This window comes from Ferranicluibacter rubi (assembly GCF_011603255.1).
Taxonomy (GTDB): domain Bacteria; phylum Pseudomonadota; class Alphaproteobacteria; order Rhizobiales; family Rhizobiaceae; genus Ferranicluibacter; species Ferranicluibacter rubi.
The window spans coordinates 277,557-293,873 of the sequence record NZ_JAANCM010000005.1 but is presented as its reverse complement, the minus strand read 5'-3'; the positions used below and the strand labels follow the sequence as shown (position 1 = coordinate 293,873).

Annotated in this window: 13 protein-coding genes; 1 reads left to right on the top strand and 12 read right to left on the bottom strand. The window is 64.0% G+C overall.

Annotated features, from left to right (window positions below):
• The first annotated feature begins 91 nt into the window (after positions 1-91).
• The gene (locus G8E10_RS12560; RefSeq protein ID WP_167129284.1) at positions 92-1,921 is read left to right on the top strand and encodes an aminopeptidase P family protein; all 1,830 of its coding nucleotides are present in this window, start codon (positions 92-94) and stop codon (positions 1,919-1,921) included.
• Between the two features lie 43 nt (positions 1,922-1,964).
• Here G8E10_RS12560 and G8E10_RS12555 read toward each other — a convergent pair whose 3' ends face one another.
• The 12 genes from G8E10_RS12555 to G8E10_RS12500 form a co-directional block, all read right to left on the bottom strand.
• Entirely contained in the window at positions 1,965-2,291 is a 327-nt protein-coding gene (locus tag G8E10_RS12555) for an AzlD family protein (protein ID WP_110799192.1), read from the bottom strand.
• On the bottom strand, positions 2,288-2,983 hold the full coding sequence (locus G8E10_RS12550) for an AzlC family ABC transporter permease (protein ID WP_167129282.1): 696 nt from the start codon (positions 2,981-2,983) through the stop codon (positions 2,288-2,290). Before G8E10_RS12550 ends, G8E10_RS12555 begins: the two co-directional genes overlap by 4 nt.
• 135 nt (positions 2,984-3,118) lie before the next feature.
• On the bottom strand, positions 3,119-3,949 hold the full coding sequence (gene panB / locus G8E10_RS12545; protein WP_167129280.1) for a 3-methyl-2-oxobutanoate hydroxymethyltransferase: 831 nt from the start codon (positions 3,947-3,949) through the stop codon (positions 3,119-3,121).
• Positions 3,946-4,821, bottom strand: coding sequence for a pantoate--beta-alanine ligase (panC, locus tag G8E10_RS12540; protein WP_167129278.1), 876 nt, complete (start codon positions 4,819-4,821; stop codon positions 3,946-3,948). Before panC ends, panB begins: the two co-directional genes overlap by 4 nt.
• A gap of 115 nt (positions 4,822-4,936) precedes the next feature.
• A complete protein-coding gene (ligA, locus tag G8E10_RS12535) occupies positions 4,937-7,087 on the bottom strand; it encodes an NAD-dependent DNA ligase LigA (RefSeq protein WP_167129276.1) in 2,151 nt (716 codons plus the stop codon).
• 132 nt (positions 7,088-7,219) lie between these two features.
• Positions 7,220-8,893 (bottom strand): DNA repair protein RecN, encoded by a 1,674-nt coding sequence (gene recN, locus G8E10_RS12530; RefSeq protein ID WP_167129274.1) that lies wholly within the window; start codon positions 8,891-8,893, stop codon positions 7,220-7,222.
• 21 nt (positions 8,894-8,914) lie between these two features.
• Positions 8,915-9,748, bottom strand: a complete 834-nt coding sequence (locus tag G8E10_RS12525) for an outer membrane protein assembly factor BamD (RefSeq protein ID WP_245419915.1) — start codon at positions 9,746-9,748, stop codon at positions 8,915-8,917.
• A 207-nt stretch (positions 9,749-9,955) separates the two neighbouring features.
• A complete protein-coding gene (gene lpxC / locus G8E10_RS12520) occupies positions 9,956-10,903 on the bottom strand; it encodes a UDP-3-O-acyl-N-acetylglucosamine deacetylase (RefSeq protein ID WP_167129475.1) in 948 nt (315 codons plus the stop codon).
• Positions 10,904-11,222: 319 nt separating this feature from the next.
• Positions 11,223-12,995 (bottom strand): cell division protein FtsZ, encoded by a 1,773-nt coding sequence (gene ftsZ, locus G8E10_RS12515; protein ID WP_132447530.1) that lies wholly within the window; start codon positions 12,993-12,995, stop codon positions 11,223-11,225.
• Positions 12,996-13,082: 87 nt separating this feature from the next.
• A complete protein-coding gene (gene ftsA, locus G8E10_RS12510) occupies positions 13,083-14,414 on the bottom strand; it encodes a cell division protein FtsA (RefSeq protein ID WP_110728194.1) in 1,332 nt (443 codons plus the stop codon).
• On the bottom strand, positions 14,411-15,286 hold the full coding sequence (locus G8E10_RS12505; protein ID WP_167129473.1) for a cell division protein FtsQ/DivIB: 876 nt from the start codon (positions 15,284-15,286) through the stop codon (positions 14,411-14,413). The genes ftsA and G8E10_RS12505 overlap by 4 nt, the downstream gene beginning before the upstream one ends.
• Positions 15,287-15,333: 47 nt before the next feature.
• Entirely contained in the window at positions 15,334-16,260 is a 927-nt protein-coding gene (locus G8E10_RS12500) for a D-alanine--D-alanine ligase (RefSeq protein WP_167129271.1), read from the bottom strand.
• Between the last annotated feature and the right edge of the window lie 57 nt (positions 16,261-16,317).

Here is a 16,317-nt window from a genome sequence, read left to right as displayed (position 1 = left end):
CGCTTTGGTCACCGCCTGCACCGATGGGACATCGGGACCGGATTTGCTATAAAGCGGAACGTTCCATCTCATCCGCATGCAGGAAGACATCATGTTCCAGTCCTTCGACGTCACCTCCACACCGCAGTTCGGTCGCGAACGGGCTGACGGTCTCCGGGCCTCTTTCGATGCGCTGGGCATCGATGGCATTCTCGTGCCCCGGGCCGACGAGTTCCAGGGAGAATACGTTCCGGCCTCCGCCGAGCGTCTGGCATGGCTGACGGGCTTCACCGGCTCGGCCGGTATCGCCCTCATCCTGCGCGAGACGGCGGTGGTTTTCGTGGACGGACGATACGTCACACAGCTGGCCGAACAGGTGGACGGCACGGTCTTTACCGGCGGCGACCTGATCGACGAGCCGCCGCACCTCTGGATCGAGCGCCACGCGCCGAAGGGCTTCCGCCTCGGCATCGATCCATGGGTTCACACGGGCGCGGACGTCCGCAAGCTGGAAACCGCCTTGGCGAAGATCGGCGGCGCCCTCGTCCACCTCGACCACAACCCCCTCGACCGCCTCTGGACCGACCGGCCGGACGCGCCGCTGGGCCGCGTCGTCATCCAGAAGATCGAACAGGCCGGCATCCTCGCAACGGAGAAGATCGCCGACATGGCAGAGACGGTGGTGAAAGCCGGGGCCGCCGCCGTCATCCTCACCGACCCCTCCTCCGTCGCCTGGACGTTCAACCTGCGCGGCAACGACGTCCCCCACACGCCGCATCCCCTCGCCCGCGCGATCATCCATGCCGATGGCAGGGCCGAAATCTTCCTCGACGCCCGCAAGACCGGCATCGAGGAGAAAGCCTACCTCACCCAGATGGCCGAGATCGCAGCGCCGGAAACCTTCGAAGCCCGCGTGTCGGCACTCGCCACATCCGGCGTCAGTCTCATACTCGACCCAGACCACGCCGCCGTCGCGCTCGCCGACCGTATCCGCAAGGACGGTGGCACCGTGATCGAGGCGGCAGACCCGGCCCGGCTTCCCCGTGCGCGCAAAAACACGGTCGAGCTCGAAGGCTCCGCCCGCGCCCACCTGCAGGATGGGGCAGCCATGGTCGAGTTCCTCGCCTGGCTCGATGGAACGACGCCTGGCACCGTGACCGAAATCGCTGCGACGGAGAAGCTGGAAGCGGTGCGGATCGCCTGCGGCGAACGTCTGCAGAACCCACTGAAGGACGTGTCCTTCGACACGATTGCCGGGGCGGGTCCGCATGCAGCGATCATGCATTACCGCGTGACGACGGAAAGCGACCAGCCGCTCGAAGCGGGAACCATGTTCCTCGTCGATTCCGGCGGGCAATATGTCAACGGCACCACCGACATCACCCGCACGGTCGCCATCGGCGACGTGCCGGCGGAGCAGAAGCGCTTCTTCACGCTGGTGCTGAAGGGCATGATCGCGATCAGCACGGCGCGCTTCCCCAAGGGCACGCGCGGCGTGGAACTCGATCCGCTGGCACGTATCGCCCTCTGGAAGGCCGGCGCCGACTACGGGCACGGCACCGGGCATGGTGTGGGTTCCTACCTCTCCGTCCACGAAGGGCCGCAGCGTATCTCGCGCGCCGGCATGCAGGAGCTTCTGCCCGGCATGATCCTCTCCAACGAACCCGGCTACTACCGCCCCGGCGCCTTCGGAATCCGGATCGAGAACCTGCTGCATGTGCTGGACGCAGCCCCTGTCGAGGGTGGCGACCAGACGATGCTCGGCTTCGAAACGCTGACCTTCTGCCCCATCGACCGCCGCCTCATCCTGCCCGAGCTTCTGACGGAGGAGGAGCGCGCCTGGGTCGATGCCTACCACGCCGAAACGCGCGAGAAGCTGACGCCGCTCATCGACGGCGCGGACGTGAAGGCTTGGCTGGAAGCTGCGACGGCTGCGCTTTAGGGAAGCGAGGGAGGGCCGACAGGCGACATGCTCGTCGGCCCGATCAGAACAGACCTGTATATCTGAGCACCATCACCACGGCCCATCCGGCAAACAGCATGGGCAGTGCCGAAAACCGCAGGCCGACGAGGAAGGCGGCGAAGATTGCGATCGTGACATCCGCTCCGCCGTAGAAGAGCGCCGGCGCGACCAGCGTCGAGAGCACGGCTGCGGGCACGGCGTTCAGCGCGGCTTCCATGCGCGGCGGAATGCGCTCCATCCGCGCCATCATGATCGCACCGCCGATGCGCGTGAGATAGGTGGCGAGGGCCGCGAGAATGATGATGCCGATCAGGCGGAGATCCTGCGGCAGGAAATGGTCGAAGCTCATCGAGAGATCTCCCCGGATTTCACCGGCAGACAGGCAGCCAGCACGACGCCGGCCAGCGCCCCGATGCTGACATGCCACGGTGAGCCGACCAAATGCATCGCGATCACGGAGACGACCGAGCTGACGGCGACCACCGGCAGCCAGTTGTCGCGGCTGCGGAAGCCGAGCACCAGCGCCATGAAGTAGATCGGCAGCATAACATCGAGCCCGATCGCCTTGGGATCGCCGATCAGCCCCCCGAACACCGCTCCGAGCAAGGTCGCAAGCAGCCACGGCAGGTAGATCGCCAGGCCGAGCCCCATGTACCAGACGAAGGTCACCGGCTCCCCGCGCTCGCCCCTCTTCTCCGTTTCCGCATATTGCGGATCGGTCAGCAGGAACAGCGCTGCCCCTTTCTGGAGAAGCGAGAAATGCGCGATGTGCCGCGCCATGGAGGCGGAATAGAGAACGTGGCGGAAGTTCACGGCAAAAACCGAGAGCACGATGAGCCACGGCTGGACGGCATGGCCGAAGAGATCGAGCCCCACCATCTGGCTCGCACCGGCAAACACTGTCGCGCTCATGAACATCGCATCGACGATGCTGAACCCGTTGTCGATGGCGAGAGCACCGAACAGGGCGCCGAAGGGAGATGCGGAAAGCACGATCGGAACGCCACGGCGAGCGCCGTCCCAGAAATCACGAGATGCCATAATGAAGATCCAAGGGAAGTGCCGGGCCTGCGGCTTGAGGCCCCGGCTTTAGCCACGGACGGCATCAGCGGCAAATGAATTCCGCTGATGGCCCGATCAAGCCGCGTCATGCATAGAGAGGTGGATGCCCCTGCTTTAGCTCTTCACCGTGAACGTATGCTCCGGCCCCGGGAAGCTGCGCGCCTTCACCTCGGCCGCATAGGCTTCGACCGCCGCCGAAATCTGCGGCGCGAGATTGGCGAAATGCTTGACGAAACGCGGCTTGAAGTCGTTGAAAAGGCCCAGCATGTCATCCGACACGAGGATCTGGCCATCGCAAGCCGGAGATGCGCCGATGCCGATGGTCGGCGCCTTCAGGGAGGCGGTGATCTCGCGCGCAAGCGGCTCGACGGTTCCCTCGACCACGATGGCAAAGGCGCCGGCATCGTCGATGGCCTTGGCATCCCGGCGGATCTTCGCCGCCTCGCGTTCGGTTCGCCCCAGCGAGCGATACCCGCCCGTCGTGTTCACCAGCTGCGGCATGAGGCCGACATGGCCGAGAACCGGAATGCCGCGGCTCGACAGAAAATCGACCGTCTCGGCCATCTCCGTCCCGCCTTCGAGCTTGATGGCGCTGCACCCCGTCTCCTTCAAGATGCGGGCGGCATTGCGAAACGCCTGCTCGCGGCTTTCCTGATAGGAGCCGAACGGCATGTCCACGACGACGCACGCAGCCGAGGTTCCGCGCATGACAGCCTGACCGTGCGCGATCATCATTTCCAGCGTAACGCCGAGCGTCGACTCCATGCCGTAGAGCACCATGCCGAGCGAATCGCCGACCAGCAGGAAATCCACGTGCGGATCGAGCAGCCGCGCAATCGGCGTCGTATAGGCCGTGAGGCTGACGATCGGCCGCTCGCCCTTCAGCGCCTGGATGGCGGAGGGCGTCAGACGACGACGGGAGGGGGAACCGGGCTGAACGCTCATGACGGGCGGCTTTCGGAAGAAGAGGACGGGAGATAGACGCGATTGTCGAGGAGCCGCGTGGCGCCGAACCGGACGAAGAGAAGAACCAGAACGGCGCGACCCTGAACCGTATTGATGGGCGCCAGCGTCTCTGGATCGCGAACGGCAACGACCTCGGGCACGGCGAGCGGCTCGCGGCGGATGAAGCCGGCAATGGCCTGCTCCAGCTCCATGGCAGACGCGATACCGGAGCCCAGCAACCGGGCCGCTTCTTCCAGTGCCTGCGGCACGATCACGGCCGCGCGGCGCTCGGCTGGTGACAGGTAGACGTTGCGCGAGGAGAAGGCGAGACCGTCGGCCTCGCGCACGGTCGGCACCGCCACCACCTCGACCGGCTGGGCGAGATCCTCCACCATGCGGCGGATGATCTGTACCTGCTGGAAATCCTTCTCGCCGAAATAGGCGCGATCCGGCTGAACGAGATTGAAGAGCTTCGTCACCACGGTCGCGACGCCCGCAAAATGCCCGGGACGCACCGCGCCCTCAAGCTCGGCACCGAGTGCCGGCACATCAACCACCGTTTCCATCACCCGCGGATACATATCGGAAACGCCGGGCGCAAACAGGATATCGACGCCGCCGTCCAGCAGCATCGTCTGGTCGCGCGCGAGATCGCGCGGATAGCGCGAAAGATCCTCGCCGGCGCCGAACTGCAGCGGATTGACGAAAATGCTGGCGACGACGACGTCGTTGCTCGCACGGGCCCGACGCACGAGTTCCATATGCCCATCGTGAAGATAGCCCATGGTGGGCACGAGGCCGACGGAGCGCCCTGCCCGTCGATGTTCACCCAGCAACTGGCGCAGGCTCACGATTGTCGAAACTGTCTCCATCCCGGATCTCCCCTCCGTTATGCGGCATCCGGTATCGTGTGCGGTGCAAAAAGACAATTCAAAGACGAAGCAGGTGCAAAATAAACCGCTCATACACGGACGTCGATCGACGGAATCAGCCGCCGATCAATGCCAGCCACTCGTCCTCGTCCATCGTCTGGACGCCGAGTTCCCGCGCCTTGTCGAGCTTCGAGCCCGCGCCCGGGCCGGCAACAAGAATATCCGTCTTCTTGGAAACGGAGCCGGCAACCTTAGCCCCTAAACTTTCCGCCCGGGCCTTGGCCTCGTCGCGCGTGAATTTTTCCAGAGAGCCGGTGAAGACCACCGTCTTGCCCGCAACCGGGCTGCCCTCGCCCGACGGCGCTTCGACATCGAGCGGCGTTACCTGTTCGAGCAGCCGGTCCACCACCGCGACATTGCGGTCTTCCTTGTAGAACTCCACGATGGCGCGCGCGACGACATCGCCGATCCCGTCGATCCGGTTCAGGTCGTCCCAGGCCTCCGCGCCCGGCTCGCCCGCCGCCCGCATTGCGTTGTCGAATTCGCCGTAGCTTCCGTAGGATCGCGCCAGCAGCTTCGCCGTGGTCTCCCCGACATGGCGGATGCCGAGCGCGTAGATGAAGCGGGGGAGTGCCACCTGACGCCGTTCGTTGATCGCCTCGTAGAGCTTGCGAACGCTGACCTTGCCGAAGCCGTCGATGTTTTCGAGCTTGGAGAGCGAACCCTGCTGGCGCTCTTCCAGCGTGAAGATGTCGGGCGCGGTGCGGATCGACAGGGTCTGGTCTTCGGAGGCGAAGAAGAAGTCGATCTGCTTTGCGCCGAAGCCTTCGATGTCGAAAGCGTTGCGCGAAACGAAATGCTTCAGATGCTCCACCGCCTGCGCCCGGCAGACGAAACCGCCGGTGCAACGCGTCACCGAGTCGACCTTGCCGGTCTTCTCGTTGACCTCCCGCACCGCGTGGCTGCCGCAAACCGGGCATGTTTTCGGAAAAACGTAAGGCGCGCTGTCTGCTTCACGCTTCTCCTCGACGATATCGACGATCTGCGGAATGACGTCGCCGGCTCGCTGGACGATGACGGTATCGCCGATGCGGATATCGCGCCCTTCGCGCAGTGGCTGCCCGGCATTGCCGATACCCTTGATGTAGTCCTCATTGTGCAGCGTCGCATTGGTCACGACGACCCCGCCGACGGTGACCGGTACGAGACGCGCGACGGGGGTCAGCGCCCCGGTTCGCCCGACCTGGATGTCGATGGCGGTGAGGATCGTAAAGGCCTGTTCGGCCGGAAACTTGTGCGCCGTCGCCCAGCGCGGGGAGCGCGAACGGAAGCCGAGCCGGCCCTGGAGCACGAGGTCATCGACCTTGTAGACGACGCCGTCGATGTCGTAGTCGAGTTCCGGCCGCGTCAGGCCGATCTGCCGGTAATGATCGAGAATGGCGGCAACCGATGTCAGCCGCTGCGTCAGCGGATTGACCGGGAAACCCCAGCCCTTCAACGCCCCGACCATGCCGGATTGGGTATCCGACGGCATCTCCGACATCTGCCCCCAGGAATAGGCGAAGAAGCGCAGCTTGCGGGTGGCGGTAATAGTGGGATCGAGCTGGCGCAGCGAACCGGCGGCGGTGTTGCGCGGATTGACGTAGGTCTGGCGCCCCTCTTCTTCCATCTGCGCGTTCAACGCGAGGAAGTCGCTCTTGGCCATGTAGACCTCGCCGCGCACCTCGACCACATCGGGGGCGCCGTCGGGCAGCGTCTGCGGTATCTCCGCGATGGTCCGGATATTGGCGGTGACGTTCTCCCCCGTCGTGCCGTCGCCCCGCGTGGCGGCCGTGACCAGCTTGCGCTTCTCATAGCGCAACGACATCGACAGGCCGTCGATCTTCGGCTCGGCCGTAAACGCGATGGAACCATCCGGCAGACGACCAAGGAAGCGGTAGACGCTGGCGATGAAATCGCTGACGTCCTCGTCGGAAAACACGTTGTCGAGCGACAGCATGGGACGGGTGTGGGTGACCTGCTGGAAGAGGCCGGAGGGTGCCGAACCCACCTTGCCGGAAGGGCTGTCGGGCCGCACGAGATCCGGAAACAGCGCCTCGATCTCGCCATTGCGCCGCTTCAGCGCATCATAGTCGGCATCCGAAATCTCAGGGTCGTCCTTGCCATGATAGAGCGCATCGTGACGGGCAAGCTCGGAGGCCAGAAACGCCAACTCTTCCACGGCATCGGCTTCGCTCAGCGCATCCACGGGCTTGATATCGGTCATGGCGGTCACTCCTGCTGTCGGGAGTGTTTTAGCGAAAATCGTCCTTTTGAGAAGAGCACGAAGCCGGTGATCCCAAGCTCATCTCGTGCCCGGTTATTCCGCTTACGAACGCATGGAAAAGCGGTTCCCGCCTCAGCCGCCGCCCGCCAGCAACTTCGCCGCCGCCGCCCTTGCCTCCTCGGTGATCGAGGCGCCGGCCAGCATGCGGGCGATCTCTTCCGTGCGGTCCTTGTCGTTCATACGCGCCACGCGCGTCGCGATCATCTCCGAGGATTTTTCCGATGGCCCCTTGGAGATCAGGAGATGGGTCGCCGCCCGCGCGGCAACCTGCGGCGCATGGGTGACGGAGAGCACCTGCACCGTCTTCGACAGCCGCTTCAGCCGCTGCCCGATGGCATCGGCAACGGCGCCGCCCACACCGGTATCGATCTCATCGAAGACGAGCGTCGGTGCGGAGCCGCGATCGGCCAGCGCCACCTTGAGCGCGAGCAGGAAGCGTGAAAGCTCGCCGCCCGACGCGACCTTCATGATCGGTCCCGGCCGCGTGCCCGGATTGGTCTGCACATGGAACTCGACGACATCGATGCCTTCGGCTGTCAGCTGCGTCGGGTCGCTCGCGACCTCCACCATGAAGCGCGCACGCTCCAGCTTCAGCGCCGGCAGCTCCGCCATCACGGCCTCGGAAAGCGCGCTTGCCGTATTGTGCCGCTTGGACGACAGGGCTGCAGCCGCCGCATCGAAATCCGTCCGCGCGATCGCGACCTGCGCCTCGAACTGCTTCAGCTTCTCTTCGCCGGCATCGAGGTCGGCCACGCTGTTGATCATGCGGACGGCCAGTGCCGGAAGCTCCGTCACGGGAACCGAGTATTTGCGGGCGGCGGCACGCAGCGCGAACAACCGCTCTTCCACCCGCTCCAGTTCCTTCGGATCGTATTCGGTGCGCCGAAGCGCCGCCTCCACCGCCATCTGCGCGTCGGACAGCTGGTTCAGCGCCGCATCGAGCAGATTGACCGTTTCCTCCAGCAGGCCCGGCGCCTCGTGGCTTTTGCGCTCCAGACGGCGCACCAGAGAGGCGATCTGCGGTACGGGAGATGCATTGCCGTTGAGGAAATCGCTGGCCTCGCTGATATCCGAAGCGATGCGCTCGGATTTCATCATCGTCGCCCGTCGTTCGGCAAGCCCGTCTTCCTCGCCATCGAGCGGCGCCAACGCCTCGAGCTCCTCCACGGCGGCACGCAGATAGTCGGCCTCGCGCGCGGCGGCATCCACTTTCTCGCGGTGACGCTTCAGGCCGCGCTCGGCATCACGCCAGATCCGGAAGAGATCGGCGACGGTCTCCGCCTCAGACGTCAGGCCGCCGAAGGCATCGAGAAGCAAGCGGTGGGCATGGGTATCGACCAGCGCACGATCATCATGCTGTCCGTGGATTTCGACGAGCATCTGCCCCGCCTGCCGCAAAAGCTGCACGGACACCGGCTGGTCGTTGACATAGGCCTTGGTGCGCCCGTCTGAGGATTGCACGCGGCGGAAGATCAGGTCGCCATCGTCGTCGATGCCGTTTTCCCGCACCAGCACGCGGGCGGGATGATCCAGCGCGACATCGAAGACCGCCGTCACCTGCCCCTTGGTACCGCCATGGCGCACGAGCGAACCGTCGCCACGCCCGCCGAGCGCCAGCGACAGGCTGTCGAGCAGGATCGACTTGCCTGCCCCGGTTTCGCCGGTCAGCACGGACAGGCCGGCATCGAAGGACAGGTCAAGCCGTTCGATCAGGACGATATCGCGGATCGAGAGCTGTGAAAGCATCCGGTCTTCTGTTCTTTCGGATCAGACGCCGAGGATCTTCTTGCCGGCCCGGGAAATCCAGGACCCGCCATTCTCGCGCGGCTCGAGCCCATTGGACTGCAGCAGCTTGTAGCTGTCGGCATACCACTGGCTGTCAGGATAGTTGTGACCGAGAACGGCGGCAGCCGTCTGCGCTTCGCTGGTGATACCCATGGCGAAGTAGCTCTCGACGAGGCGAGCCAACGCTTCCTCGACCTGGTTCGTGCCGGAATACTGCTCGACCACGGTGCGGAAACGCGTGACGGCCGCCAGATATTCCTTACGCTCCAGATAATAGCGCCCGACCTGCATTTCCTTGCCGGCCAGCTGGTCCTTCGCAAAGCGGATCTTCGCCTGCGCGTCCTCGACATATTCGGATTTCGGATATTTATCGACCACGACCTGCATGGCCTCGATGGTCTTGAAGGCCGGCTTCTGGTCCTGCGTCACCGTCGGGATCTGCTTGGAATAGGCAAGACCCAGAATGTACTGGGCGTAAGCCGCATCTTCCGATTCGGGATAGAGGTTGAGATAGCGCGTGGCCGCGTTGATCGCGTCCTGTGTCTGGCCCTGCCGGTAGTTGACGAAAGCCTTCATCACCAGCGCCTTGCGGGCATATTCGGAGAACGGCTGCTGCTTGTCGATGGCATCGAACTTGCGCGCGGCTTCCGTGGTCTTGCCGGCATTCAGGTTGGCGAGACCCTGATTGTAGAGGACCTCAGGCGGATCGGTCTCGGCCGTCAGCTTGGTGATGTCGATGTCGGGGTCGTTCTGGCAGGCGGTCACGACGACGCTGGTTGTCGCCGCTACAAGCGTGACCATCGCCACGCGCGCCATCGTCTTCCATTCGAAGCCGTCTGCAAAAACCATCAGAACATCCCAACTCGAGTGGCAGCTGCCCCGCCGCCGACCATGCGGTTCTAGATCATACTAGAACAAGTCCGCAACGTCATGGTGACCGATTAACGCAATTTTGTGGCATCGCGTCCATGAAAAAGCCGGTCATATGACCGGCTTTAAGGCAATTTTTATGTATATTGTGCGTCAGGCGGAAAGCTCGGACGCGCCTGCGACCTGCTTCTCGCGCGCAACACGCGTGCGCGGCATCGCCGTTTCCACGATCTCGTAGGCCGTGGGATCGCTGAACAGAGCCTGCAAGGCATTGGCATTCATCTTGTGACCGCCGCGATAGGAGCGGTAGCAGCCGATGAACGGCAGGCCGGCCAGCGCGAGGTCGCCGACGGCGTCCAGCGTCTTGTGACGCACGAACTCGTCCTTGGCGTAGCGCAGGCCCTCGACGTTGATGACCGTATGGTCGTCGGCAATGACAACCGAGTTTTCAAGCGAGGAGCCGAGGCCGCGACCGGCCGCCCACATCCGCTCGACATCACGCATGAAACCGAAGGTGCGGGCCCGCGACAGCTCGTTCTTGAAGGTCGCCGCCGTCATGTCGCCCTGCCAGGACTGGCGGCCGATCAGCGGCGTATCGAAATCGATCTCGACCTCGAAGCGCATACCGCCTTCATAAGGCACGAACTCCGACCAGGAGGCACCGTTCTCGATGCGCACCGGCTTAAGGATGCGGATGTAGCGACGCTTCACGGCGAGAGCCTTGATGCCCGTCTGTTCGATGGCCTCGATGAAGGGCGCCGAGCTGCCGTCCATGATCGGCATTTCCGCGCCGTGAACCTCGACCAGCAGATTGTCGATGCCGACGGCGTAGATTGCCGCCATGGCATGCTCGATCGTGGCGATCCATGTGGCCGGCGACGTGCCGAGAATGGTGCAGAGATCCGTATTGCCGACATTGGAGGACACGGCAAGGTATTCGCCGAGAACCCGCTCGCCGTCGAGACGCTGGAAGACGATACCGGTATTGGCTTCAGCCGGATGGAAGGTGATCGAAACGTCGGCGCCCGAATGTACGCCCGTGCCGGTCAGGGTTACGTCATCGGCGATCGTCGTCTGAAACCCCAGCAGTCCAATTCCCAGTCCCATGCTCTTCACTTTCACAATTCTGGCGGCGAACCGCCTTATTCCGTGTCTGCAAGATACGTCTTTGAGCCCCAGGTCAACCTCTCGACGGCAAGTCCAACTTGCCGCCCCCAGCCTTCGACACGATCGGGAGCCTTGATATGCGCAGACTTTCAAGCCCGAAGATAAGGCCCGCGAGCAGCCATTCCAAATCACTGTTTCTTTCGCTTTGTAACGCTTCTTCCTCGCCCTCTATGTCCCTGCAAAGGTTCGAAAAAACGGAAAAGCCTGGGCTTGGGGCCCAGGCGTTCCGGCAAGGTAGAAGGCGGGTGGAAAATCAGTTCGACTGACGGCGAAGGAACGCCGGAATTTCGAGCTGATCGTCGTCCTGCGCACGCGGCTGCGGGTTCACGCGGCCGCGTTCGTCGAGCGCACCGCGACGCGGTGCGTAGACGCTCGCCTCGGGGGACAGCGGACGGCGCTGCTGCGATGCAGCGCTCGGTGCTCCCGAGGTCATGTCCGACGCGACGGAATGATCTTCCTCTTCGCGGCGGCCGAGCGAATTGGTGATTCGCTTGAGAAGGCCCATCGGACCACGCTCTTCGTGATGCGCGGCGGCCGGCTGGGACCGGTGTTCGGCTTCGGCCTTCACCATCGGCGGAAAGTCTTCGACCTTCGGCATGCGGACAGGTTCCGGCTGGCGCATCATCGGAGCGGGCTCGTGACGCTGAACCATCGGCTCATGCTGCATGTGCTGCGCCGGAGCATGCTGGGCATGCATCGGAGCGGCCTGCATCGGCTGCTGCTGGTAGACCGGCATTTCGACCGGAGCCTGCTGCATGGGAGCCGGAGCCCGCATGGCGGGTGCGGTTTCCGGTGCACCGGCAAACAGCTTGCTCTGCGGACGGAAGTCGTCCTGAGCCTTTTCGGCAGCGCGCGCCTGGATCAGGAGTTCGCGTTCGATTTCGGCCTGGCGGATGGCTTCGGCGATATGATCGGCCTGCGGTGCCTGCGGCTGGGGAGCCGCCTGCTGCATAACGGGCGCCGGCTGGGCCTGCAGGGCGGGCGCGGCGGCAGGTGCTGCCGGACGTGGCTTGGATGCTACCGGGCGAAAGCTGGAAGTCCGATCGGCCACCTCCGCGGCCGTACGATCGATTCCGGTTGCAACGACGGAGACACGAATCATGCCTTCGAGCTCTTCGTCGAACGTCGCGCCAAGGATAATGTTGGCGTCCGGATCGACTTCCTCGCGGATACGTGTCGCGGCTTCGTCGACTTCGAACAGGGTCATGTCGCGACCGCCGGTGATCGAGATCAAGAGGCCCTGCGCACCCTTCATCGACGTTTCGTCGAGGAGCGGGTTGGCGATCGCGGCTTCGGCAGCGGCCATGGCGCGGCCATCGCCCGAGGCTTCGCCGGTGCCCATCATCGCACGGCCCATCTCGCGCATCACCGAACGAACGTCGGCGAAGTCGAGGTTGATGAGGCCTTCCTTGACCATCAGGTCGGTGATGCAGGCGACACCCGAATACAGGACCTGGTCGGCCATCGCGAAAGCATCGGCGAACGTCGTCTTGTCGTTGGCGATGCGGAAGAGGTTCTGGTTGGGGATGACGATCAGCGTATCGACCGACTTCTGCAGTTCGGCGATGCCCTGATCGGCAAGCCGCATGCGGCGCTGGCCTTCGAAGTGGAAAGGCTTGGTGACGACGCCGACGGTCAGGATGCCCTTGTTGCGGGCCGCCTGTGCGACGACCGGAGCAGCACCCGTACCCGTGCCGCCGCCCATGCCGGCGGTGACGAAGCACATATGCGTGCCGGAGAGGTGATCGATGATCTCATCGATGCACTCTTCGGCGGCTGCGCGACCGACTTCCGGCTGCGAACCCGCGCCGAGACCTTCGGTAACGGCCACACCCATCTGGATGATTCGTTCAGCCTTGGTCATGGTCAGCGCCTGGGCGTCCGTATTGGCAACGACGAAGTCGACGCCCTGGAGACCTGCGGTGATCATGTTGTTGACGGCGTTGCCGCCGCCGCCGCCGACACCGATGACAGTGATGCGGGGCTTGAGCTCGGTGATATCCGGCTTCTGCAAGTTGATGGTCATTTTACCCGTTCCTTCCTGGTTTCTGGTCGCCTTGCCGAGCCGGCCAGATCTCAATTTACCCTTATGGCGGTTCTACCTTACGCGAACCTAGAAACTCTCTTTCAGCCACTGCCCCATTCGGGCAAATCGGCTGTCGCCGCCGCCGAGCGCAGACAGCATCCCGCCCTGGGCGGCATGCGTCTCCATTTCGGCGACCTGCGGATAGATCATCAGGCCGACAGCCGTGGAGAAGGCCGGGCCCTTGGCGGCCGGCGGAAGGCCGGAAACACCGAGGGGACGACCAATCCGCACGTTGCGGGCGAGAATACGGCGAGCCGCTTCCGGCAAGCCCGTCAGCTGGCTTCCGCCGCCGGTCAGAACGACGCGCTTGCCGACGATCGGCGAGAAGCCGGAACGCTGGATGCGGTCGCGAATGAGTTCGAGCGTCTCTTCGACGCGGGCGCGGACGATTCGCGAAACGAGGGCGCGCGGCACGTGAGTCGGCTGATCGCGGTCGTCCTCGCCGATCGGGGGAACCGTGACCATCTCGCGCTCGTCGGCATCGTTCGGCATGGCCGAGCCATGCACGACCTTCAGCCGCTCGGCATCCTCGATTCGGGTCGAGAGACCGCGTGCAAGGTCCGTCGTCACGTGATGGCCGCCAAGGCTGACAGCATCGGCATGCACGAGCTTGCCTTCTGCGAACACCGAGATCGTCGTCGTCCCACCACCCATGTCGATGCAGGCGCAGCCGAGTTCGACCTCGTCGTCCACCAGTGCGGACAGGCCGCTGGCATAAGGCGTCGCCACGATGCCCTCGACCGAGAGGTGCGCCCGGTTGATGCACAGCTCGAGATTCTTCAGCGCCGCACGCTCGGCCGTCAGCACATGCATGTCGACGCCGAGGGTATCGCCGAACATCGCGAGCGGATCGCGGATGCCGCGTTCGCCGTCGAGCGAGAAGCCCGTCGGCAGAGAATGGAGAATCACCCGGTCCTGACGCTGCGAGCGCTGACCGGCCGCGGCGAGAACCCGCTTCAGGTCGGCCCCATCCACTTCCTGGCCGCCGAGATCGACGGAGGCCGTATAGATGTCGCTCTGCAGGCGGCCGGCGGAGACGTTGACGATCAGGCTGTCGATGGTCAGCCCGGCCATGCGCTCGGCGGCATCGACGGCAAGCCGTACGACGCTTTCGGCAGCATCCAGATCGGCGATGACGCCGTTCTTCATGCCGTGCGACTTGTGATGGCCGAGACCGATGACCTCGATCGCATGCGTGCGACCGGGCAGGATCTGGCTTTCGGCGCGCGGTGTCAGGCGGCCGATCATGCAGACGACCTTCGTCGAACCGATGTCGAGAACGGAAACGATGTGGGATCGCTTCGCCGACAGGGGCTTCAGACGCGGCAGGCCGAAATGCGACGAACCGAACAGGCTCATATGCGGTCCTCTTGGCTCTCGAGTTTCTTGAGCTGTTTGGTACGGGCTTCAAGGGCGACCTGTCGGCGCTCTGCGGCGCCGGGGGTCAGTTGTATCGTGGTGCGGTCTTCGAGACGAAGATCGACGGCGGCGATGTCGCGTTCCAGCAGTTGCTGGCCCTCTTCCATCGTGGACAGCACCTGCATGGCGCGGTCGAGATCCTGCTCGGGAAGCTTCACCATGACGCCGTTGTCGAGAATCAGATCCCAACGACGACCGGCGACGCGGACATAAGCCTTCACGCGGCCGGCGATTGCCGGCCAGTCGGCGAAGCGGGCATAGAAGTCGGCCGCAGCCGTTTCCGCATCGCGGCCGACGAACAGCGGCAATTCGGCGAACTTGTTGTCGCGCAGCGGCGCGATCACGCTGCCGCTCTTTTCGATGAGCGACAGGTCGGACCCGTGCTGCCAGATCCCGAAGGCCTTGCGCTCCTTGAGGTTGACCTCGATGGTGCCGGGATAGACCTTGCGGACCGTCACTTCTTCCACCCAGGGCATCTTGGCGATCGCCAAGCGGGCGGCATCGATGTCGAGCGCGACAAGCGACGTCGCACCATCGAGACCGATCTCCTGGAGAATGTCGATTTCCGACGTCTGATCGTTGCCGGCAATCTTCACGTCCTCGATGGCAAAGCCGGCAGCCGACGTGGTTGCCTTTGCGACTTCAGGCGTGTGCCCGCCGATCGCCATGCCGTAGAGGCCCGTTGCGGCGAACAGGGCCAGCGCAGAAACGGTACCTGTATAAGGTGCGAAATGGATCCGGCCCGTGCCGAGCGCAACGAAGAAGCGGACGACGCGGCGCAGCGGACGCGGCAGGACCACATGGCCATCCATGTCCCGGAATTCCTGCGGCGCACGGACGCGCTCCTGGAAACGACCTCTCAACGCAAACACGACGCATCCTCCACGATCCAGCTGAGGAACTCACCAAAGGAATGGCCGGCATGAACCGCCATTTCAGGAACCAGCGATGTCGGGGTCATGCCCGGCTGCGTGTTGATTTCGAGCCAGATCAGTTCACCCTCTCCAGATGCACTTTCGTCGAGACGGAAGTCGGAGCGGCTGACACCACGGCACCCCATCGCATGATGTGCCGCAACGGCCAGTCTTTGAATGTTTTGGTAAATATTCGGTAAAATTTCCGCTGGAATGACATGCTTCGATCCACCGGCTGCGTATTTCGCATCGAAGTCGTAGAAGGCATGGCCCTGCGGAATGATCTCGGTTACGGCAAGCGCTTCGCCGCCCATGACGCCGCAGGTGAACTCCCGTCCGGGAATGTACCGCTCGACCATGACGAGATCGCCATAGCGCCATTCGCTGGATGTGATGATCTGCGGCGGGTGCGACTGGTCCTTCTGGACGATGACGACGCCGAAGCTCGACCCTTCGCGCACCGGCTTGACGACATAGGGCGTCGGGATCGGATGATCCTGGCCGAAATCGTGCCGGTCCATGACCTTCGCTTCGGCGACGGGAATGCCTGCGGCCTTTGCGACGATCTTTGCCTGTCCCTTGTCCATGGAGAGCGACGAGGCCAGCACGCCGGAATGCGTGTAGGGGATTTCGAGATATTCCAGAATGCCCTGGATCGTGCCGTCTTCGCCGAAGGGGCCGTGCAGCGCGTTGAACGCCACATCCGGGCGCAGGGCGCCGAGAACCGTCGCAATATCCCGGTCGACGTCGATGCGGGTGACGCGATAGCCGAAGGCTTCCAGGGCATCGGCACAGGCGGCGCCCGAAGACAGGCTGACCGGCCGCTCCGACGAGAAGCCCCCCATCAGCACTGCGACGTGTTTGCCACTCATGAAAACCCCCGACCTTTCTGATCCATCATGCGGCAGCGAAGCGACCGGGCCGAATCC